Origin of the sequence: Paraburkholderia sp. Ac-20340 (assembly GCF_017104965.1) — a bacterium.
Classification (GTDB): domain Bacteria; phylum Pseudomonadota; class Gammaproteobacteria; order Burkholderiales; family Burkholderiaceae; genus Paraburkholderia.
The window spans coordinates 210,406-230,399 of the sequence record NZ_JAAGPR010000008.1; the positions used below are offsets into that span (position 1 = coordinate 210,406).

Annotated in this window: 19 protein-coding genes; 12 read left to right on the top strand and 7 right to left on the bottom strand. The window is 63.6% G+C overall.

What is annotated here, in order from left to right; all coding sequences use genetic code 11:
- Positions 1–336 precede the first annotated feature (336 nt).
- The gene (locus G3N59_RS13645; RefSeq protein WP_205983157.1) at positions 337–780 is read left to right on the top strand and encodes a lytic transglycosylase domain-containing protein; all 444 of its coding nucleotides are present in this window, start codon (positions 337–339) and stop codon (positions 778–780) included.
- A gap of 150 nt (positions 781–930) precedes the next feature.
- Positions 931–2,307: a GTP-binding protein gene (locus tag G3N59_RS13650; RefSeq protein ID WP_205983158.1), complete on the top strand. Its 1,377-nt coding sequence runs from the start codon at positions 931–933 to the stop codon at positions 2,305–2,307.
- 119 nt (positions 2,308–2,426) lie between these two features.
- On the opposite strand, the gene G3N59_RS13655 is transcribed toward G3N59_RS13650, so the two are convergent.
- A complete protein-coding gene (locus G3N59_RS13655; RefSeq protein WP_027815965.1) occupies positions 2,427–2,705 on the bottom strand; it encodes an HU family DNA-binding protein in 279 nt (92 codons plus the stop codon).
- A 422-nt stretch (positions 2,706–3,127) separates the two neighbouring features.
- On the opposite strand from G3N59_RS13655, the gene mnmC reads away from it, so the two are divergent.
- The 8 genes from mnmC to G3N59_RS13695 all read left to right on the top strand — a co-directional run bounded on the left by mnmC (position 3,128) and on the right by G3N59_RS13695 (position 13,039).
- Positions 3,128–5,104 carry a bifunctional tRNA (5-methylaminomethyl-2-thiouridine)(34)-methyltransferase MnmD/FAD-dependent 5-carboxymethylaminomethyl-2-thiouridine(34) oxidoreductase MnmC gene (gene mnmC, locus G3N59_RS13660; protein WP_205983159.1) on the top strand — a complete coding sequence of 659 codons (1,977 nt, stop codon included), beginning with the start codon at positions 3,128–3,130 and terminating at the stop codon, positions 5,102–5,104.
- Between the two features lie 364 nt (positions 5,105–5,468).
- Positions 5,469–5,777, top strand: coding sequence for a hypothetical protein (locus G3N59_RS13665; protein WP_205983160.1), 309 nt, complete (start codon positions 5,469–5,471; stop codon positions 5,775–5,777).
- A gap of 326 nt (positions 5,778–6,103) precedes the next feature.
- On the top strand, positions 6,104–7,309 hold the full coding sequence (locus tag G3N59_RS13670; RefSeq protein WP_205983161.1) for a cation:proton antiporter: 1,206 nt from the start codon (positions 6,104–6,106) through the stop codon (positions 7,307–7,309).
- 122 nt (positions 7,310–7,431) lie between these two features.
- A complete protein-coding gene (locus G3N59_RS13675) occupies positions 7,432–8,547 on the top strand; it encodes a YbdK family carboxylate-amine ligase (protein ID WP_205983162.1) in 1,116 nt (371 codons plus the stop codon).
- A gap of 760 nt (positions 8,548–9,307) precedes the next feature.
- Positions 9,308–9,946: a MarR family winged helix-turn-helix transcriptional regulator gene (locus G3N59_RS13680; protein WP_205983163.1), complete on the top strand. Its 639-nt coding sequence runs from the start codon at positions 9,308–9,310 to the stop codon at positions 9,944–9,946.
- Positions 9,947–10,275: 329 nt separating this feature from the next.
- Positions 10,276–11,013 carry a glutamine amidotransferase gene (locus G3N59_RS13685; protein ID WP_205983164.1) on the top strand — a complete coding sequence of 246 codons (738 nt, stop codon included), beginning with the start codon at positions 10,276–10,278 and terminating at the stop codon, positions 11,011–11,013.
- Positions 11,014–11,197: 184 nt separating this feature from the next.
- On the top strand, positions 11,198–12,310 hold the full coding sequence (locus G3N59_RS13690; protein ID WP_205983165.1) for an NADH:flavin oxidoreductase/NADH oxidase: 1,113 nt from the start codon (positions 11,198–11,200) through the stop codon (positions 12,308–12,310).
- Positions 12,311–12,538: 228 nt separating this feature from the next.
- Positions 12,539–13,039: an SET domain-containing protein-lysine N-methyltransferase gene (locus G3N59_RS13695; protein WP_205983166.1), complete on the top strand. Its 501-nt coding sequence runs from the start codon at positions 12,539–12,541 to the stop codon at positions 13,037–13,039.
- Between the two features lie 97 nt (positions 13,040–13,136).
- Here G3N59_RS13695 and G3N59_RS13700 read toward each other — a convergent pair whose 3' ends face one another.
- Both G3N59_RS13700 and G3N59_RS13705 read right to left on the bottom strand, forming a co-directional pair.
- Entirely contained in the window at positions 13,137–14,687 is a 1,551-nt protein-coding gene (locus G3N59_RS13700; protein ID WP_205983167.1) for a sensor histidine kinase, read from the bottom strand.
- A 192-nt stretch (positions 14,688–14,879) separates the two neighbouring features.
- On the bottom strand, positions 14,880–15,566 hold the full coding sequence (locus tag G3N59_RS13705) for a response regulator transcription factor (RefSeq protein WP_027815974.1): 687 nt from the start codon (positions 15,564–15,566) through the stop codon (positions 14,880–14,882).
- 132 nt (positions 15,567–15,698) lie between these two features.
- On the opposite strand from G3N59_RS13705, the gene G3N59_RS13710 reads away from it, so the two are divergent.
- Positions 15,699–15,929 carry a DUF3717 domain-containing protein gene (locus G3N59_RS13710; protein WP_205983168.1) on the top strand — a complete coding sequence of 77 codons (231 nt, stop codon included), beginning with the start codon at positions 15,699–15,701 and terminating at the stop codon, positions 15,927–15,929.
- A 174-nt stretch (positions 15,930–16,103) separates the two neighbouring features.
- On the opposite strand, the gene G3N59_RS13715 is transcribed toward G3N59_RS13710, so the two are convergent.
- Both G3N59_RS13715 and phhA read right to left on the bottom strand, forming a co-directional pair.
- Positions 16,104–16,409 (bottom strand): 4a-hydroxytetrahydrobiopterin dehydratase, encoded by a 306-nt coding sequence (locus G3N59_RS13715; RefSeq protein WP_205983254.1) that lies wholly within the window; start codon positions 16,407–16,409, stop codon positions 16,104–16,106.
- A 206-nt stretch (positions 16,410–16,615) separates the two neighbouring features.
- Entirely contained in the window at positions 16,616–17,512 is an 897-nt protein-coding gene (phhA, locus tag G3N59_RS13720; RefSeq protein WP_205983169.1) for a phenylalanine 4-monooxygenase, read from the bottom strand.
- Positions 17,513–17,654: 142 nt separating this feature from the next.
- Here phhA and G3N59_RS13725 point away from each other — a divergent pair, with 142 nt between their 5' ends.
- Positions 17,655–18,146 carry an Lrp/AsnC family transcriptional regulator gene (locus G3N59_RS13725; RefSeq protein WP_027815978.1) on the top strand — a complete coding sequence of 164 codons (492 nt, stop codon included), beginning with the start codon at positions 17,655–17,657 and terminating at the stop codon, positions 18,144–18,146.
- A 33-nt stretch (positions 18,147–18,179) separates the two neighbouring features.
- Here the strand turns inward: G3N59_RS13725 and G3N59_RS13730 are convergent, their stop codons facing one another.
- Positions 18,180–18,707 (bottom strand): class IV adenylate cyclase, encoded by a 528-nt coding sequence (locus G3N59_RS13730; protein ID WP_205983170.1) that lies wholly within the window; start codon positions 18,705–18,707, stop codon positions 18,180–18,182.
- Positions 18,708–18,960: 253 nt separating this feature from the next.
- On the bottom strand, positions 18,961–19,848 hold the full coding sequence (locus G3N59_RS13735) for a LysR family transcriptional regulator (RefSeq protein ID WP_205983171.1): 888 nt from the start codon (positions 19,846–19,848) through the stop codon (positions 18,961–18,963).
- Positions 19,849–19,994: the final 146 nt, after the last annotated feature.

Below are 19,994 nucleotides of genomic sequence, written 5' to 3' on the forward strand. Positions count from 1 at the left end.
CCCCGGCAACCGATGCTCACCAAAAAGAGGAACAGTAGCAGCTTTTCGTGTCGAATTTGTCACAAAGCGAAAACGTCTGGGGATTTCCTCTAGTACGCTGATCGCGGCACAAGGCATTTGTAAGAATTGACCTGCGTAAGGAAGCAGGCATTCTGGCCGTTCGGTCTGTTTGAAGCGTCATCGACTGCCGGTATCATACGGGCGGCGTGGATCTGGGACTGCGCAGCTTGCATCGGCAAGACGCGGGTTTTCCCGCAGTTTCAACGGCTCGCGTGAGTTCGCGCGCGGTGTCGTCCAGACCGCTTCATTCCGTTTTGCACTTCTATCGCCGTTGCAATGAAAAAGGTTGCGTCCTCCACGATCGCCGTTCTGCTCTCGCTCGCCGCACTGGCCAGCGCGCCCGCACGCGCCGATTGTTTCGACGAAGCCGCCCGCTACCAGAAGGTCAATCCGCTGATCCTGCGCGCCATCGCGTGGCAGGAGTCGCACAACACGCCTGATGCAATGCACAGGAATGCGAACGGTTCGACCGACTACGGCGTGATGCAGATCAACTCGATTCATCTGCCCGCGCTCGCGCAGTACGGTATTTCGCAAAGCACGCTGATGGAGCCGTGCAAGAACGTCTACATTGCCGCCTGGCATCTGCGCCAGAAGATGAATAAATACGGCAATACCTGGTCTGCAGTCGGCGCTTACCATTCGGAAACGCCGGCGCTGCGCGATCAGTACGCCCAGCAGATCGCCGCCATTCTGCGTAAATGGAAGCTGATGCCCTGACGGCCGCGCATCCCGCGCCCCGTAAGGCTTGAACCTGCTTCGGCGCTGCGCCTGACAGCGCAGCACGCCCGCATGGTGCAAAATGCAGGCTTGCGCCGCCGGACTGCCCGCGCGGACCGTTTTTCCTGCCTTTTTCTACTGCACACTGCGATGAACCAGACGCCACTGCCCGTCACCGTGCTCTCCGGTTTTCTGGGCGCGGGCAAGACCACATTGCTCAACCACGTCCTCGCCAACCGCGCCGGTCTGCGCGTGGCCGTGATCGTCAACGATCTTGCCGCCGTCAATATCGACGCGGCGCTCGTGCGCGACGCCTCCGCGGTTTCGCGCGTCGAGGAACGTCTCGTCGAGCTGTCCAACGGCTGCATCTGCTGCACGCTGCGCGGCGACCTGCTGGCCGAAATCCGCCGTCTGGCCGATCCGGCCCAGGCGGGCCAGCGCTTCGACGCCATCCTGATCGAATCGACCGGCGTCGCCGAGCCGATGCCGGTCGCCGAAACCTTCACGTTCACCGACGAAGACGGCGGGTCGCTGGCCGATCTCGCGCGTCTGGACACGATGGTCACGGTGGTGGACGCGTTCAACTTCCTGCGCGACTACGCCAGCGCCGACCCGCTCGCCGAACGCGGCGTGACGGTGGGCGAGGGCGACGACCGCACCATCGTCGAATTGCTGATCGAGCAGGTGGAATTCTGCGACGTGCTGGTGCTCAACAAGGCCGATCTCGTGAGCGCCGACGATCTCGCGCGCCTGCAGCACATCCTTGCGCGCATCAATCCGCGCGCGGTGCAGGTGGTGAGCCGTTTCGGCGAAGTGCCGCTGGAAACCGTGCTCAATACGGGCCGTTTCGATTTCGACGCCGCCGCGAGCGCGCCGGGCTGGCTCGCTTCGCTGCACGAAGACGATCACGCCGATCACGCGCACGATCATGATCACGATCACCACCACGACCATGACCACGGCGATGCCTGCGGCGCGCATTGCAGCCATCCGGATCACCAGCATCGCAACGAAGCCGACACCTACGGCATCGGCAACTTCGTCTATCGCGCGCGCAAGCCGTTTCAGCCAGAGCGTCTGTGGGCGCTGCTGAATCAGGAATGGACCGGCGTGCTGCGTTCGAAGGGCTTTTTCTGGCTTGCCACGCGTAACGACGTGGCCGGCCAGCTTTCGCAGGCGGGCGGCGTGTGCCGCCACGGTCCGGCGGGTACGTGGTGGGCCGCGCAGCCGCGCGAAGAATGGCCGCAGGATGCCGAGCTCGAAGCCGAAATCGCGCGCGACTGGTTTGGCGACGCGAACGATGCGCGCATTGGCGACCGTCGTCAGGAACTGGTGATGATCGGCGTGAATCTGGATCATGCGGCGTGGCGCGCGAAGCTCGACGCCTGCCTCGTCACGGATGCGGAATTCGCAGCAGGCCCCGACGCCTGGCAGGCTTACGCCGACCCGTTCCCGGTCTGGGATTTCGACGAAGACGACGATCATGACCACGATGGCGAAGGCGAAATCGTCCACCGTCACGATTGATCGACGCTGAAAATAGCCTGCGAAATGCGGGCGAAAACCACAACGGCGCCGTGCAATGCGGCGCCGTTGGACGAAAAAAAACCCGCCAGGGGCGGGTGTCAACTTAAAGCGGTATTGCTTTAACGCTTGTTGACGGCGTCCTTGAACGCCTTGCCAGCCGTGAACTTGACGGTCTTGGCTGCCGGAATCTTGATGGTCTCGCCGGTCTTCGGGTTACGGCCCGTACGTGCCGCGCGCTTGCCCGAGCCAAAGCTGCCGAAGCCGATCAGCTGGACTGCGTCGCCTTTCGACACAGCCTTCTTGACCACTTCGAGGAGCGTGTCCAGCGTTTCACCGGTTTGAGCCTTGCTAGCGCCCGTCTGTGCTGCGACGGCGTCGATCAGTTCCTGTTTATTCATTGAGATATTCCTTTCTGTGTTTAGGTTGACACGAACAGCGCGAACGCGCCGATTATACGGACGCGTGCCGCGCCGTCGAGCAGCGCGGACCCGGAGCACCCCGGGGATTTGCGTCGCGGCTTGAAGGGCTGGCGAGTGCCTGCACTTTCCCGCAACGTCCGTGCTGCCGCTTCCCTGGGCGGCGCTTGCTATGATAGCGCAGCGCAAACCCAATAACGACAAGGGTTTCGAAGATTTAGAGGGGTCCGCGCGGGTTTTTTTGCGCCATCCCACATTTTTGATGTTTGCCGCTTCAGGAATGCAGCCGGCATGCATCGATTTAACATTCTCGCGTTGCGTCCCGCCAACGCTTTGCGGCCGCAAACCCAGAGCCCACGGGCATTTCGCCGCAATTTCCCGCTTTCGCCGCCTTCGCGCCAGTCATGACCGCCACCCTGATTCCCGCCACGCTCGCCTTTCGCGAGGACGGCACGCCGTTTTCACCCACCTTCGGCGACGTCTATCACAGCCCTTCAGGCGCCTTCGAACAGGCCGATTTCGTGTTTCTGAAGGGCAACGATTTGCCCGAACGCTGGCAAAAACAGCGCATTTTTACGGTGCTGGAAACGGGTTTTGGTCTTGGCGTGAATTTCCTGACGACGTGGGCAGCGTGGCGCGCCGACCCCGCTCGTTGCGAGCGCCTGCATTTTGTCTCGGTGGAAAAGCATCCGTTTGCGCGCGAGGATCTGCGCGCGGTGCTCGCCACCGTCACTGCGCAAGCGCCGCGCAGCGAATTCGCCGCGCTCGCGCAGCAACTGGCGCAAGCGTGGCCGATGCTCGTGCCGGGCACCCATCGGCTCGAATTCGAGGGCGGGCGCGTGACGCTCACGCTCACATTCGGCGACGCCGTCGAGGCGCTGCCCAAAATGTGGTTACGCGCCGATGCGATCTATCTGGACGGTTTCGCGCCCGCGAAAAATCCCGAACTCTGGTCGCCAGCGATCTTCAAGGCGCTCGCACGCGTAGCAGGCGAAGGCGCCACATTCGCCACCTGGAGCAGCGCAGGCGATGTCAAACGCGCGCTCGAACAAAACGGTTTCGAATTCCGCAAAACGCCGGGTTTCAGCGGCAAATGGGCGATGCTGACGGGGCGCTTCGCGCCGCGCTGGCGCGTACGCCGTTACGAACCGCCGATGCCGATGCCGCTCGCCGAACGGCACGCGGTCGTGATCGGCGCGGGGCTTGCGGGCAGCGCGCTGGTGGAGCGGCTGGCTGCGCGCGGCTGGCGCGTCACGCTGCTGGAGCGCCACTCGGCGCCTGCGTTCGAAGCTTCGGGCAACCCGGCTGGCGTATTCCATCCGCTGATTTCACGCGACGACAGCAGCGCCTCGCGCATCACGCGCGCGGGCTTTCTCTATGCGCTGCAACGCTGGGCCGCGCTCGATGCGCTCGGCCATGCGCCCACACGCAGTCATGCAGGACTCCTGCATCTCGCCACCGACGATGAATCGCGCGCGGTGTCGGCAGCATTGGCATCGTTTGGTTATCCCAACGAATTCGTGCACGGCGTCGATCGCGAGCAGGCGCAGGCCCTCGCAGGTGTCGAACTCGCGCAGGGCGGCTGGTTTTATCCGCTTGGCGGCGCGATCGATCCGGCTTCGCTGTGCCGCGCGCAGATCGCCGCGGCCAGCGCATACAGCGGCGCGCAGGTGGAAACGCGTTACGGCGTGCCAGTGGGGAAACTCGAACGTAACGGCGACGCCTGGCAGGTTTTCGACGACAAGGGCACGCTGATTACGCAGGCGGGCGCGGTGATCTTCGCCAACGCGCACGATGCCGCGCGTGCCGCCGCGCTCGACTTTGCACCGACGCGCAGCGTGCGCGGCCAGCTCACGCTCGTCGATGAGAGCACGCTCGCGGCGCTGCGCGTGCCCGTGATCGGCGACGGCTATGCGGTGCCGCTCGACGGCGGCGTGACGCTCGCGGGCGCGACCTACGAAGTGGACGACACGAATCTCGACCTGCGCGCGCCCGGCCACGTGGAAAACCTCGAACGCGTCGCGCTGATGCTGCCCGAACTGGCCGCCGCCGCGGAACCATCGACTGGCTGGCGCGGCCGCGTGGCGCTGCGCTGCGTCGCCAGCGACCGCATGCCGATGATCGGCCAGCTTGGCGACGAAACCGCCGCACGCCAGGACGCCCAGCGTCTGTCGGGCGCCTGGCCGCTCGATCTGCCGCGCACGCCTGGCCTTTACGGTGCATTCGCCTTCGGCTCGCGCGGTCTCGTCTGGGCGGCGCTGGGGGCCGAACTGATCGCTTCGCAGCTCGAAGGCGAACCCTGGCCGCTCGAACGCGAACTGGCCGAACAGATCGATCCGGCGCGCTTCCTGCAGCGCGCCTTGCGCCAGCGCAGCCTCTAATTCCAGAAAACGAAAGCAAACCTTACATCGAAGCTTACAACGCGACCAATACAGTTATCCCCGCGAACATGTGGATAACTGCGCGAGTTGTGGACAAGTTTGGTGTGGGCGCGATGTGGGCGTAAACGGGATAACTCGACGACCGCTTTGCGCCCTCAAAAAGTTATTCTTGATTGCCAGGCAACATGCCACACGGTATGCGACGGGTTGTGCGAACGCCAAGCCGATGATTCACATAGGTATACAGGGGTTATCCACAGGAAAGGGCGCCCCTTGTTAACTTCTACTACGTATACATACGGTAAACCGTAAACCTGAAGCTGGCGCCACCGCTGTCGGCAGGAAAAGCGTTAACGGCACTGTTGTGCTGGTCGATCCGGTGCCTGAAGTTCAACAGCGCGCCGACGGTCATTTTTTCCACATCGTCGTTGAACTTTGTACAAAGCGGGCGCAATTACCGGCATCGCCTGGCTTCATCGTTCGAAGCGGGACAATTGCAAAAAAGCTATGGCACAATCGCCGTTCTTTTCCGCGTCACCCGCCATATCTAGCGACATCAAATCGGTATCAAATGGCCGACGCGTCCACGGAACGGATGCCGCCTGAACTGAATCTCAGTGCTCAGGACAGCCGGCTGCGTTCGTTCACCCACCCAGGCGCCGACAATCCCTAAAGAACGCGCCTGGACCTGCTGTGCGCCGCGCAAGCGGCACCGGTGCGAGGTTCCCCGCCGTCGTTCGCTGCAATCCAGCCGCTGCCTGATACAGGCTGCGGGCTTGCGCGTCCCCGGCTGACGCGGAACTTCCTGCTCGCGAACCGCCTCGCCGCGCGTTCGCCACGCATGTGTTATGTCTGCGTGGCACGCGGCTTGCCCATGATGCGGGCCGTAGCGGTACTCGTACGTTGGACAGCTGGACTTGTCTTCTGTGCCGGCCCAAGCGGGCTTCAGCGCCGCTTCGGTCCCCTGCAGGAAGGTGTTGCCAAGGAGAAGCCTTCACGATGAAGTCGGCGTTTTCGTTCTTTCCCGCGTGGCCGTTGCAGCCCGACGGCATTTTCTGGGCAGGCCTCGCGCTGCTGGCCGCCGGTCTGTGCGGCGAGCTGTGCTACCGCGCCTGGCGTTTGCCGCGTATTTCGGGCTATGCCGTCATCGGCCTGATCGCCGGTTCGGCGGGTTTTGGTGTGATCGATATCGATACGGCGAACGCCGCGCGGCCTTTGCTCGATGTCGCGCTCGGCCTGCTGCTGTTCGAACTCGGCAGCCGCCTCGATCTGCGCTGGATTCGCCGCAGTCCGTGGCTGATCCTCTCGAGTCTTGCCGAAGCCACGCTCACCTTCGTGCTCGTACTGGCCGTGTTGCTGTTTCTTTCCGTGCCGGCGATGGTCGCAATCGTCGTAGCGTCGATTGCGATGGCCACGTCGCCCGCCATGGTGATCCAGCTCAAGACCGAATTGCGCGCGGAAGGGCAGGTCACGCAGCGCCTGATCACGCTCACGGCGCTCAACAGCATGTATGCGGTCGTGATCGAAAAGCTCGCCTCCAGCTGGCTGCATCAGGAAATCTACGGCAACGTGTTTGCCACCATCCTGCAGCCGCTCTATCTGCTGGTCGGCTCGATCGTGGTCGCGTATGTGCTCGCGCGCGCCTGCACCTTGTTCTACCGGCGCCTGAGCCCGCAGGACGAGCATTCGTTCGTTGCGCTGTTCGGCCTCGTGCTGCTGGCGATTGCCGTGGCGCACCTGCTCAAGCTCTCGACCATCCTGAGCCTGCTGGCCGCGGGCATCATCGTGAAGAATCTGGAAGTGCGCCCGCAACTGTGGCCACAGCATTTCGGCACGGCCGGCTGGCTGCTCACGGTGATCCTGTTCGTGCTGACCATGACCACGTTCGAATGGCACGACATTCTGGTCGGCGGACTGGCGGCGGCCGGGCTGATCGTGGCGCGTCTGGTGGCCAAGCTGGTCGGCGTGCTGATCTTCGCGAAGCCAAGCGGCCTCGAATGGAAGCAGGGCGTCGCGCTGGGCATCGCGCTCACGCCGATGTCCGCGCTCGCGCTGCTGCTCATGGAGGACACCTACGATCTGTACCCGGGCTTCGATCCGCGTCTGCGCGCGATCATGATGTGTGCAATCGTCGTATTGCAGCTGCTCGGGCCGTGGCTCGTGTACCGGGCGCTGGCGCTCGTCGGCGAGCGCGACGAGCAATGATGGCGGCGGCCGCGCCATCCTGAGCGCGCCGCCACGAAACACTGCCTGCCGCACGCGCTGCCTTCGTTTCATCACATCATGAAGCGGGTGGCGCGCGCGGCGTGGCCGAAAGAGGGGACGTCATGTCACTGGAAACGTTTATCGATTCGAAGCCGTTCACCTTCGGCGTCGAACTCGAAATGCAGATCGTCAACACGCACGATTACGATCTGACCAAAGCCGGCAGCGATCTCATGCGCCTCATCAAGGATCAGGAGATTCCGGGCAATATCACGCCCGAAATCACCGAAAGCATGATCGAGCTGTCCACCGGCATCTGCACGCATCACGAGCAGGCGGTGGCCGATCTGCGCAAGATCCGCGACGTGCTGGTCGCCGCCGCCGACCGCCTGAACGTGGGCCTGTGCGGCGGCGGCACGCACGCGTTCCAGCAGTGGAGCGACCGTCGTATCGTCGATACACCGCGCTTTCAGTACCTTTCGGAGCTGTACGGCTATCTGGCCAAGCAGTTCACGGTGTTCGGCCAGCACGTCCACATCGGCTGCCCGGATGCCGATAGCGCGCTGTTCCTGCTGCATTCGCTTTCGCGCTTCATTCCTCATTTCATTGCGCTGTCCGCGTCGTCGCCGTATGTGCAGGGCGTGGACACCGGTTTTCATTCGGCACGGCTGAATTCCGTGTTCGCGTTCCCGTTGTCCGGCCGTGCGCCGTTCGTGCTGAGCTGGGAGGAGTTCAAGGAATACTTCTCGAAGATGGTTCACACGGGCGTTGTCAACAGCATGAAAGACTTCTACTGGGACATTCGCCCGAAGCCCGGTTTCGGCACGATCGAAGTGCGCGTGATGGATACGCCGCTGTCGGTCGAGCGCGCGGCGGCGATCGCCTGCTACATCCAGACGCTGGCGCGCCATCTGCTGATCGACCGGCCGATCCAGCCGCTCGAAGACGACTATCTCGTCTACACGTTCAACCGCTTCCAGGCCTGCCGTTTCGGTCTTGCGGGCACCTGTGTCGATCCGCAGACGGGCGAGCGCCGCACCATCTCCGAAGACATTCTGGCCACGCTCGACAAGATCGCGCCGCATGGCGAGGCGCTCGGCTCGACGCGCGCGCTGGCCGAAATCGGCACGATCGCGCGCAACCAGAACAACGATGCGAGCTGGCTGCGCAGCGTGGTCGCCGATGAAAAATCGCTGCACGAGGCCGTGCGCCAGCAGTGTCTGCGTTGGCGAGCCTGATGGAAAAAGCCATGAAAAGCGGAAAACGGCGGACAGCGCGCGTGGCCTGGCCGGTGAAAATCCGCTGAAATGCGGCTGAAAACCGCAGTACGAGAGGGCAGCCTGCGGGCTGCCCTTGTCGTTTGAGCCTTGCCAGAAGGTCTACCAGAAAGCCTTCGCGGCCGCGTGTCGAAGCACACAACGGACTTTTGCGCCGACTTACTAAAAATTTTTTGTCCCAGGCAAGATACCAGGGTGTTCTTATTTTTTTGATCTTTGCGCCGTTATGGGCAATAGTGTGCAGCAGGGCCTCATGGTGTCTGTGGGTAACCGCGGAAATGCCTGAAAACTCAAGGGCCTGCGTCATGCACGCGAGGACGCGGTGCGCTCGCCTGGCAAGAGCGGATCGCGATAGCCGGAATGCGAATCAAACGGCAATTGTGCAGGGCCGGTAATTTGCCCACAGACCTTGAGTGCACTTACTAACTGGTTATCCACAATTGCGGCTTGATAAGTTAGCTGTGCGATTTGCCACTCTCGCATAGAATGTCGGTTTGCTGCGCGGGCACGAGGTTGCGAAGGAAGCTTCGGGTCTGCCAGGCAACAGGAAATGACTGGATGCAGCGTGCGATTACGAGAGTTTTCAGCGCGTGCGAAGCAGGAATTTTTTGAGATGGTGTGGGCGATTCACTGAGATTGCCTACAAGGTTTCCCACAAGGCCGTCGGCGCATGCGGCGGCTGACGACGCAGCGAAAGCTGCCAAATAACCAGCGAAAGACTATGAGCGAAGGCGTATACGGAGAGCAGGCAGCCGGGCGGGTGACCCATAGCCTGCTGCGACTGAGCACGGCAATGCGGAGCCAGGCGTGGGACTGGGCCGAAGGCGCAGGCCTCACGCCGACCCAGGGCGAAATTCTCGTGCTGCTGATGCAGCGCAAGGGGCCGATGCGCCTCGGCGAGATCGCCCGTGAAACGGCACTGACTGCCGCCACGACCAGCGATGCAGTGAGCACGCTCGAAACCAAGGGTCTCGTCGAAAAGCGCCGCGCGCTCGACGATGGCCGCGCGCTCGCGGTGCGTCTGACCGCGCGTGGCCGTACGGCTGCGAAGAAGGCCGCACAATGGCCGGATTTCCTCTCGAAGGCCGTCAACACGCTGCGCGCGGACGAGCAATCGGCGTTCTACCGCACGCTGCTCAAGACCGTCTACGTGCTCGAATCGCAGGAAGCCATGCCGCAACACCGCATGTGCCTGTCCTGCACGCATTTCGAGCCCAGCAAGACCCCGAAGAAGACGCCGCACAAGTGTGCGCTGCTCGGCATCCAGATGGCGGATACCGATCTGCGTCTCGATTGCTCGGTCTACGAACAGGCCGACGCGACGACCCAGAAGAAAAACTGGAAGATCTTCGCGGCTTGATGTGACTTAAGGTCACATAGCGTTACGTGGCACTACGTAGCGTCTCACGACGCCATGTAGCGCCACGCAAAGCCCACGAAACCTGCGGCCGGTACGAAGCCGCGCCGTTCATCGGATGGACGGCTGCGCCTGACGTGCTGCGTTCATGGCGGTTTCGTGGGGCGGGTTGGCGAGGCGTCCCTTGTGGCGCGTCGTTCCCGCGCCGTCTGCCGCACGGCTGTGACACGCGTTGGCGTGCTTCCAGCGTGCCTGTCACGTACCCCCGATGTGTGTCCGGCCCGCTGCCGGCGCCACGCGTCGAATTGCGTAGCTGACCCAGGGATTTGCCGATGAATCGCGAAGTATTGGCCGTTCGCCACGTATATTTCGAGGACCTCGGCAGTTTCGAGCGCGTGCTCGGCGACCGGGGCCGGCCGGTACGTTATGTCGATGTCGGTTTTGCCCGCGTCGGCGCACTCAATCCCGTTTCTGCGTCGCTGATGGTGATCCTCGGCGGTCCCATCAATGCCTGCGACGACGCACGCTATCCCACACTTGCACCGATTGCCGCGCTGATCGAAAAGCGCATCGCGGCGGGTCTGCCCACGCTCGGCATTTGCCTGGGCGCGCAGCTGATCGCGCGTGTGCTGGGCGCGCGCGTCTATGCGTCGGGTCACAAGGAAATCGGCTGGACGCCGCTCACGCTCACCGACGCCGGCCGCCAATCGCCGCTGCGTCACGTCGATGGCGCCTCGACCTCGATGCTGCACTGGCACGGCGACACCTTCGATCTGCCGCAGGGCGCCACGCGTCTGGCGTCCACGCCGCTGTGCGAGAACCAGGCGTTTGCGTGGGGCAATCACGTGCTCGGGCTGCAATGTCATCCCGAAGTGCGCGCCGACCGCTTCGAGCCCTGGCTGATCGGCAACGCGGGCGAACTCGATGCCGCGGGTATCGACATCAATGTTCTGCGCGCCGAAACGGCGCAGCATGCGCCGCGTCTGGAAACCCAGGCGGGCCTGATGTTCCACGAATGGCTCGACGCGCTCGACCAGCAGTTTGCAAACGCGCCGGCGAAGCAGCCCTGAAGCCGACGGTCGGCGACGTTATTCCGACCTTACTGCGACATTTTCGCGACGTTATTTAACCGCGCATTTCTTCAGCGGATAAGCCGCCCGAGGCGCCCCGTCGCGCCTCGCGGGCCTTGAAAGCGCCTGTCAAAAGCGCGTGCTATTCTCGGACGCTCCTCACCACCGTCCGCATTATTTCCCCATGAGCAAGCTCTTCTCACCGCTCGCGCTGCGTGGCGTGACGCTGGCCAATCGCATTGTCGTTTCGCCGATGTGCCAATACTCGGCCGAACGCGGCGAGGCCAACGACTGGCACATGATCCACCTCGGTCATCTCGCGCTCTCGGGCGCGGCGATGCTGTGCATCGAAGCCACCGCCGTCGAGCCCGATGGCCGCATCACGCCCGGCGATCTCGGCCTTTGGGATGACGCCACCGAAGCCGCGCTCGAACCGGTGATCGCCGCCATCCGCCGTCATTCGCCGATCCGCATCGCCATGCAGATCTCGCACGCGGGCCGCAAGGCATCGAGTCAGGTGCCCTGGGAAGGCGGCCAGCTGATTGCCGTCGCCGATGGCGGATGGCTGCCGCACGCGCCCTCGGCGCTGCCGCACAAGGACGACGAAACGCCGCCGCTCGCGCTCGACACCGCCGGTCTGAATCGCGTGCGCAACGCGTTTGCGGCGACCGCGCGCCGCGCGGCGCGACTCGGTATCGACGCGCTCGAAGTGCACTGCGCGCACGGTTATCTGCTGCATCAATTCCTCTCGCCGATCGCCAATCAGCGCACCGACGAATACGGCGGCTCGCTCGAAAACCGCATGCGTTTTCCGCTCGAAATCTACGACATCGTGCGTGCGGAGTTTCCTGAAGACCGGCCCGTGGGCGTGCGCGTTTCGGCGAGCGACTGGGTCGACGGCGGCTGGACGCCGGACGATACGGTCGTGTTCGCGCAGGCGCTCAAGGCGCGCGGCGCGGACTGGATCGACGTGTCTTCCGGCGGCGTTTCGCCGTTGCAGAAGATTCCGGTCGAGCCCGGTTATCAGGTGCCGTTCGCGCGCAAGGTGAAGCAGGAAACCGGCATGACGACGATCGCCGTGGGCCTCATCACGGATGCGTTGCAGGCGAATCAGATCATCGAAGATGGCGAAGCCGACATGATCGCGATGGCGCGCGCGATGCTCTACGATCCGCGCTGGCCGTGGCACGCCGCTGCGCAACTGGGCGCGACGGTCAGCGCGCCGCCGCAGTACTGGCGTTCGCAACCGCGCGAGCAGAAGCATCTGTTCGGCGATACCACGCTCGGTCAACGTTAAGCGCAACACTGACTCATTCATCGTGCGCGATGAATGAGTTGCGTGCAGCAGGTTGAACGAAAGAGGCGCGAACGTGTACGATGCCGGTTGTGGCGCGCCTCGCACGGCTCATGCAGTTCGATGCACGCACACGAGCGCGGCGCCGACATGGCGCCGTGTTTGCGTGGAGCGCGGCTTTCTCGTCGCGCCGCGAAGCGCAGGACGCGATACTTCACAAGGATTCCATCAATGAGTGTACGCAGGATCGTCGTGCGCCAGTCGGGCGTACACGGCAAGGGCGTATTTGCGGCCGATGCGATCGAGGCCGGCGAACGCCTCATCGAATACAAGGGCGAGCGCATCTCGTGGAAGGAAGCATTGCGGCGTCATCCGCATAACCCCGACGAACCGAATCACACCTTCTATTTCGCGCTCGACGACGGCGACGTGATCGACGGCAAGATCAAGGGCAACAGCGCGCGCTGGATCAATCATTCGTGCGCGCCGAACTGCGAAGCCGAAGAGATCGAAGGGCACGTGTACATCCACGCCGTGCGCGATATCGAGCACGGCGAGGAACTGTTCTACGATTACGGTCTCGTGATCGACGCGAAGCAGACCAAGAAGCTCAAGCGCGAATACGAATGCCGCTGCGGCGCCCGCAAGTGCCGTGGCACGATGCTCGCGCCGCCCGAGAAAAGCGAAGAGAAGGGCAAGAGCGCGAAGTCGAAGAGCAAAAAGAAGAAATGAGGCGCTGACGTCGATGCCGTTGTTTGGGCGTCGCGTGATCGAAAAGCACATGGGCCGCAATTGCGGCCCATGTTTTTTGTTGCTGCGTTGAATGCGCTCAGAGATCGATCGGCGCCTGATGCGAAGGCTTTTTCTCGCTGGTCTCTGCAGGCGCGTCGTGCGATGCCGCGCTCTTGTGCGCGAGCGCGTCGTCCGGGCTCAGCGTTTTCGTGCTGCCGGCGCGACGCTGGTTGAGCGGCACACGCACGATGAAGCGCGCGCCGCCTTCGGGCGCATCTTCGTAATGCACGCTGCCACGATGCAGGGTCATGATGTCGTGCACGATCGCCAGGCCCAGACCCGCGCCGCTATCGACGCCGCTTTCGCTCTGGCCGTCGCCGCGGAAGAAGCGCTTGAAGAGATCGGCTTGCTGTCCTTGCGGCACGCCGCGGCCGTTATCCTCGACGACGATTTCCGCCATCGGCACACCATCGGCCACGCTTTGCGAAACCGTCACGGTGATGCGCCCGCCATCGGCGCGTGCGGGCGGCAAATACTTGAGCGCGTTATCGAGCAGATTGGCGATCACCTCATGCAGCAGCACGGGGTTGCCGCGCACCATCAGCGGCGTGTCGTTCTCGGGATCGTCGAGGCGCTGGAAGCCCAGATCGACATGCCACGCAAGCGCGCGCGGCACCCATTCCGCGCCGGTTTCGAAGGCAAGCGCGGACATGTCGATATCGACGAAACGCGCGGCCTGTTCGCCCGGTTCCGCGCGTGCGAGCGACAGCAACTGATTTGAGAGGCGCACCGCGCGATCGGCGGCGGCGCGCAGTTCGCGCACGGCGTCGTTGACCTTCTGCGGCTCGCGCGCGTTGACGGCCTGTTCCGCGTGCAGCTTCACGGCCGTGAGCGGCGTGCGCAGCTGATGTGCGGCATCGGCGATAAATTTGCGCTGGCCTTCGAGCGCGGTCTTCAGACGCCCGAGCAGCGCGTTGAGCGCGCCCGTGAGCGGACGGATCTCGACGGGCACATAGGTTTCGTCGACCGGCTCCAGCGACGTGTGCGTCTGCCGGTTGAGCGAATCGGCGAGATCGGTCAGCGGGTTGAGCTGCTGGTTCACCACGCGCCACACGATCACCCAGCCCGCGAGCAGCAGCAGTAACAGCGGCATCATGATCGCCACGAGGAATTCGGCGGCGATACGAAAGCGGTGATGCACAGGCTGGCCGACTTCCACGACGATCGGATTGCCGTGCGGCTGCGGCACGCGCACTTGCGCCACGCGCACGCTCACGCCCTGATAAATGGTCTCGAACACGTACGCGTAATGCATGCGGCGCACGTTGGTGCCTTGCAGGGGCAGATCGTGATCGCCGGCGATTTCGGTTTCGCCGTTGCTGATGCGATAGACCAGATGCTCGACGGGATCGGAGAACATCGCCTGGGCGAGCGGCGGCACGGTGACGGGCGCGTCGGGGCCGGCGATCTGGATCTGTTTGGAGATGGCGGTGGCGAGGTCGGCGAGCGATCGGTCGACCACGTGCTGCGTGTACTGCCACGCAAGCCAATAGGCGATCAGGCCGCTCATCAAGGCGAGCAGCGACAGTGGGGCGGCGAGGCGCCGCAGCAGCGTACGCCGCAGGCTCGTTGCGGCCGGTAGGGACATGATCGGTTTGGGCGAAGGAAAGACGTGGGCGTGGCGCGCGAAGGCGGTCCACGCAGGCCCGGATCATTTTACGCGGGTGCAGGCTCGCGCGGCAGAGGATGGAAAAAGGGCGCCTCCCGGAATGGCGAGGCGCCCTGCGAACGGTCCTGAGCGATTCAGGCCGTCCGGCTTTGCAGCGGCGGCAGGCTGGCGTCAGGCCGCCTGGCGGATTTCCTGCAGCAGGTAGCCGAAGCCGCGCACCGTGACGATCTCGACACGGCAGTTTTCGAGCTTCTTGCGCACGCGGTGCACATAGACTTCGATCGCGGTATCGCCGAGATCGCCGCCGAAATGCGTGAGGTGGTCCTGCAGCTGCGCCTTGCTGACGACGCGGCCATGACGCAGCAGCAGCATTTCGAGCACGGCGAATTCGCGCGGCGAGAGTTCGAGCGGTTTGTCGTCGTTGAAGATGCGGCGATCGACGCCCGACAGACGCACGCCGCCGAGCGAAACTTCGGGGCGCGGCACGTCGCCGTGCGGGCCGCTGCGGCGCATCACGGCGCGGATACGCGCTTCGAGTTCAGCCGGTTCGAACGGCTTGAGCATGTAGTCGTCGGCGCCCGAATTGAGGCCTTGCACACGGTCATTGAGCTCGTCGCGCGCGGTCAGCACGATCACGGGCGTATGACGGTTGCTTTGGCGGAAACGCGAGAGCAGCGTCATGCCGTCGATGCCCGGCAGGCCGAGGTCGAGGATCACGAGCTCGTGACGGTTCTGCGTGAGAGCCTGTTCGGCGAAGATGCCGTCGTGGACCATGTCGACCGTGAAGCCGGCTTGTTCGAGGCTGGACTGGATGCCGCGTGCGATGGGGCGGTCGTCTTCGATCAGAAGGAGTCGCATGGATTTCGCTCAAGTACAATGGGTTTAGCGTTCAGGCACGCAGTTCGCAATGCGCCGCTCGTTCGTGAAACGGAAACGGCAGCGCAGCGACTGGGCGGCGCTGCGTGCAACAGTTGCACGATCACGACCAACATGTCCGATATCTCCATCACCGAACTCGAAGCCGCGATCAACTTCTGGCGCGACCGCTCGCCTTCGAGCGGCGACGAACTCGCGTTGTGCCAGGAGGCAGTTGCGCTCTCCAGGCCATATGCGCTGCTGATTGTACAGCGTCAGAACGTCTTCTCACCGGATCGTTTAGACCCTCAGGCACGCATTGCCTGGGAGTCTTACGTGTCCCTCAAGAATGGCCTTCAAAGCTGAAGGTTTGGACGTCCGATAGCCTGCATTATGCTTTCATTGCAGCGTATTTGCCTGTTGAGCGCCGTGCACACCCTTGCCTAACGCGCGACCCATCCATTGCGCTTACGCGTCGGCGCTTCATGAACACATTTCATGTTGCGCCTGCGTCGTACTCGACTAGCTATCGCGCCGCTATTACGTGGCGAGCGGGCCCGGCGCGATCGAATCGATAAAGCTCGCGAGTTCGATATCGCGCGTCGTGAGGCCATCGGCTTCATGCGTCGACAGCGTGACTTCCACGCGGTTATAGACGTTGAACCACTCGGGATGGTGATTCATTTCCTGCGCCTTGATGGCCACGCGCGTCATGAAGCCGAAAGCTTCGTTGAAATCGGCGAAACGGAAATGGCGCTGGATGGCGTCGCGGCCGGTGACGGCCTGCCAGCCATGCAGACGTGCGAGCTGCGAGGCGCGCTCTTCGGAGGTGAGTCGGTTGATCATCATGGCACCTGTATGCGCGATGTGTACGTAATGCGATTCGCGTCCGGCGCTGGGATCGGCCAGCGTGCCGGGCGCGTCTTTGATTCTTCCACGGATAGCCAGGGCGTGCGAGCGTGCGCCCACGCGCTGCGGCAATCGGCGCGTGCCTGAGGGCACACGTATTGCGTTGCCGCAAAACGGGATCGCCAGGCAAGCGCGGCGAAGCCTTAAACGTCGCCGTCCGCGAGCCAGCCTTCGCGCGTGCCGCGCGTGTAGACCGTGTCGCTGGCCAGCACGTCGCCGGCCGCGTGCGGCTCGAACGCGATGATCGGCGCGGGGTCGGTCAGGCGTGCCGCAATACCGGCGCCCAGCGCATCGAACAGTTGCGCGAACGAGTCGATCACGAAGTAGGTTTTCTGGAACGTGTCGATGCGATAGCGCGTGCGCAGCACGCGATCGAGATCGAAGCCGAGCCGGTTGGGCGCGGCGCTTTCCACGCTGTAGATCGATTCGCCCTTGCTGGAGACGATGCCCGCGCCGTAGATCTTCACGTTCGAGCGATCGTCGGCGTCGCGCATCAGGCCGAATTCCACCGTGTACCAGTAGAGGCGCGCGAGCAGCGGCAGTGCGCGGTCTTCCACCGCGAGCGCGGCGCGGCCGTAGGCGTGGATCGCATCGGCGAAAACGGGGTCGGTGAGCAGCGGCACGTGGCCGAACAGGTCGTGGAAGCAGTCCGGTTCCTGCAGATAATCGAGCTGGTCGGGGCGGCGCATCCACCAGGTCACCGGAAAGCGCCGGTTGGCCAGATGCTCGAAGAAGATGCGATCGGGCACGAGACCCGGCACGGCGACGATGCGCCAGCCCGTGGCGGCCATCAGGCGCTCGCTCACGGCCTCGAAATCGGGCACCTGCGCGACGTCCAGCCCAATGCGCTTGGCGCCTTCGATAAACGCCGCGCAGGCGCGCCCATCGAGCAGCGCCATTTGCCGCCGGTAAAGCTGGTCCCAGACCGCGTGATCGACCGCGCCATAGCGCTCGCGCGGCTGGTCGATGGTGAAATCCGCACGGGTTTCGAGACCCGCGTCGAACTGTTCCTGCAGTTTGGCGGTAGCGGCGATGGCCATGTTTGTGAACGCTCCACTAAAAGCACTTTTCGATGAGAAAGTGTAGAGCGGAGTGCATGCGGAAGGTGCGCGTTTCAGGTGCTGATTGCGCTAGTCATGCGATAATCGTGCATCGATTAGCTATTCAATGCAGGATATTTTCATGCTCGAACTCGATCACTTCGATCTCGCGCTGCTCGACGTATTGCAGCGCTTTGGCCGCGCCACCCATCAGCAGCTGGGCGAACAGGTGCCGCTTTCGCCTTCGCAGATCGGCCGGCGTTTGCAGCGGCTGGAGGCGTCGGGCGTGATCGACGGTTATCGCGTCGTGCTGCGGCCCGAGAAACTGGGGCTGGGCGTCACGGCGTTCACGAGCCTGAAGTTGAAGCACCACGGCGATTCGATCATCGAACAGTTCCAGCAGCAGATCGACGTGCTGCCGGAAGTGCTCGAATGCCATGCCGTGGTGGGCGACGCCGATTATCTGCTGCGGATCGTGGCGCCGGATCTGAACGCGCTGTCGTCGTTCGTGATGAAAAAGCTCATGCGCGTGCCCGGCGTGGACAGCGTGCGCTCGAACATCGTGCTCACGACTTTCAAGCGCAATGGTCCGCTGCCGCTCGGCCATCTGGAGCCTGGTGCGGCGCCGCTTTAAGGCGCGCCGCGCCGGTTAGCGACGATAAGCCAATCAGGCCGCCTGCGCCGGCGTGTTGAGCAGATCGACGTAAGCCACGGCCACGAGATCGGCTTCCTCCACGCCGAGCTTCTTGAACACCGCTGCGGCTTCCGCTTCGCCGCCTTGCTCGTCGTCGTCGGGGCCGAGCAGCACTTCCAGTTCGACGAAATCGCCCAGGCCGTCCACGCGGTCCAGATGGATGCGCGTGCGGCCCGCCGTGTAGACGTGGCGCTCCTTCGAGACGATGCCGCGCGTGGTGAGCGCGGTGGCGAGCAGCGAGTGCATCGCTTCGGCGTTGGTGACGGGGCTGCGCGTGTAGTACGAGGCCTTGGGGCCGTCGCGGTCGTCGCGCTGGTAGAAGATCAGTTCGGGCGGCGTGCCGTCGTCGAATTGACGCAGCTTCAGGCGGCCGCGCGGCACGTCGTAGAAGAAGTCCTGCTGGCGAAAGATCAGCGGCGCATCGGGTGCGAGCTGGGCGGCGCGCTCGCGCAGGGCGTCGAATTGACGGGCACGGGCTTTGATTTCGATGTTGCGGGCCATGCAAGGCTCCTGTTGGAACGAGGGAACGATGGGCGAGGCTCGGGACGCGCCGCATCGCTTCCTCATTGAGCCAATCAGGGAGCATCGAAAATCGCGGCGCGAATTCCGAATCTAGCAAAACTTGCGTGACCGCGCTGTTACAGCCGATGACAGAGCCATCGATCGCCCATGCTGCGCGGATAAGATCAGACGTTAGTTGCTTTTAACGCTGCCGATTCCGCCACCGATCCCGCCGCATGTTCATGAGTACGGCTCATATCGTCCACTGTGTTTCGATGGCCTTGAGCGCTGCGCCGATGGTGGGTTCGTCGCGACGATCCGCGCGCGTGATGAAGGTGAGTTCGGTGGGCACCGTCACGCCATCGACGATGGTGAGCGCGTGGGCGTGCGCTTCGGCAATGGCCGTGGCGTCGCGCGCGAGCGTCAGACCCACGCCCGATTTCACGAGATCGAGCATCGACGGCTCCTGATCCACTTCCGCCACCTTGTTGGGCTTCGCGCCCGCCGCTTCGAACAGGCCGGACAGCAGCCGGTTATGCGCGGATGCCGGCGGCGTCCAGATCCACGGCAAGGCCGCGAGCGCGCGCCAGTCGTGCGCGCCTTTCACGCGATCTTTCCAGCCTGCGGGCGCGAGCACGCGATATTGAAAACGCGTGAGCGTGAGCGTGTGAAAGGCCTCGGCATCCGGGCCGGGCTGGCCGATGTAGTAGCCCACGTCCAGTTCGCCCGCGCGCACCTGATCGAGCACCCAGCCCGACATGCCATGCCGCAGCGCCGTTTCGATCTGCGGCCAGGTCTCCACAAGCTGCCGCAAAAAGCCGCCGAGCCGTAAAAACGCCGGATCGAGAATTGTGCCGATGCGCAGCTTGCCGCGCACTTCATGACGCAGCGCAGCAGCGGCGCGCTGCACGTCGCCGGCGGCGGCCAGCGCGCGTTCGGCGTGCGGCAGCAGCGCCTGGCCGTCGCGCGTGAGCGCAAGACCGTGCGAGGTGCGCGTAAACAGCGTCACGCCCAGCGTTTCCTGCAGATGCTTGATCTGCAGACTCACGGCGGGCTGCGTGAGATGCAGATGCGTGGCAGCGCGCGTGAGATTGCCTTCGCGCGCGACCGTGACGAACGCCCGCAACAAGGTCAGGTCCATGCGCTGATATTAACGCGCCTTATATCGCTGTTGAGGATTAATCATTGGATCGGCGCGGCGTCGTGCGATTACGCTAAAGCCGGTCTGCGCGTCACGCGCAGAAGCGCGCCCGGCGCGCCATCCAATCGATAAACCTCCATCGAAGA